This is a genomic window from Patiriisocius hiemis (assembly GCF_031846325.1).
In the GTDB taxonomy this organism is placed as follows: Bacteria; Bacteroidota; Bacteroidia; order Flavobacteriales; family Flavobacteriaceae; genus Patiriisocius_A; species Patiriisocius_A hiemis.
On record NZ_JAVRHZ010000016.1, the window covers coordinates 1 to 1,510 of the forward strand.

The window sequence follows — 1,510 nt, forward strand, 5'->3', positions numbered from 1 at the left end:
CTAGCAATACAAGAAGATACATTTCCGCTAGGATCTGTTGCAAATACTTCAATTTCATTAATACCTACATCAGCACAAGAGAATTGTACAATTGTGTCTTGTGTAAATGTGATAGTAAAGTCGTTTAAAGTACCGTCATCACCAGCTGCATCATCAACAATTGTTAATGTCCAGTCTCCTGTAATGCTCTCACCAGCAAATGTAGTAGCAAATGTACCACCTTCTGGCTCAAAAGTTCCTGTGAAAGGAGGAGTAGCAGCAGTAATATCTGCACCTCCATCTTGGAATATTGTTCCAATGTATGCATCGATAGCAGAACCACCATTATCTGTAGTAAGTTCTAAAACTGTTCCAGCAGGAGAGGTTAAGGTAATATCTAAATCACTAGCCCATGTGTGGTTGATGTCTATACCAACATTATCTAATGTAATGTCTGTACCTATTGTACCACTATCAGCAACTGTTGCTACAGATAAAACTTCGTTACCAGCACCTGTAGTTATTGGTGCACCTAAGTTATCACCTGTTTCAGAAACATTTACACCACCTGGTACTGTTATTTCAACACCACATGCATCATCTGCAGTAGTTAATAAGTCTGCAGCGTTTATTGTAGCCATACCGTCCATATCAAGTACAACATCAAGAGGTGGAGCAGCAGGAGATTCAAACTCAATAAGTACATTATCTACACCAGCTCCCCAAGATAAACCAGAGGCATCTTGATATGTAAAACGCACTTGTAGGTTTGCATTAGCAAAAGGTACTAGGTCAATTGGACCTACAGTAGTTGGGTTTGTATCTACTGTTTCAGTAAATACTTGTTGCCAAGCTGTACCATCAAAAACCTCTGCAAAGAAATCACCATTACCAGCAAAATCTTGAAGTGCATAATCAAATGTAAGCTCAGCTATAGTTGCTGTTGAAATGTCGTATGCTGGAGATATCAGTCTAGCTGTGTTAGCCTCAGAATCAGACTCGTCAAAGATTGCAGCGTTTGTTGCAAAGTCTGTACCAGTAGGCATATCACCAGCTAAGTCGAATTGCCAATCTTGAGTACCAGCATCTAGTACTGTTGTCCAACCTGTTGGAATTGTAACATCGTTAAACTCTTCAAGGATTGAAACGGCACCACCTGCACAAGCAATTACTGGAGCAATATCATCTACAACTGTTACAGTTGCATCACATGTATCTGTATTTCCGGAAGCATCTGTTACTGTTAGAGTAACAACTACATCTCCTACATCACTACAGTCAAAACTTAATTGACTTGCAGAAAGTGAAAATCCAGGACAGTTATCACTAGATCCGTTATCGATATCTACTTCTGTAATAGTAGCCATACCTAATGCATCTAATGTTACTGTAATATCTTGACAAACAGCTACAGGATCTTCGTTATCAATAACAGTTACTGTGAAAGTACAAGAAACTGTATTTCCATCACTATCTGTAGCTTCAAAAGTTACATCTGTAACTCCAACTGGGAAGTCTGAACCTGAAACAG

Annotated in this window: 1 protein-coding gene; it reads right to left on the reverse strand. The window is 39.1% G+C overall.

The features are described from left to right. Nucleotides 1-1,510: proprotein convertase P-domain-containing protein (locus tag RM538_RS13340; protein WP_311333933.1), on the reverse strand; the 1,510-nt coding region annotated here is incomplete at both ends.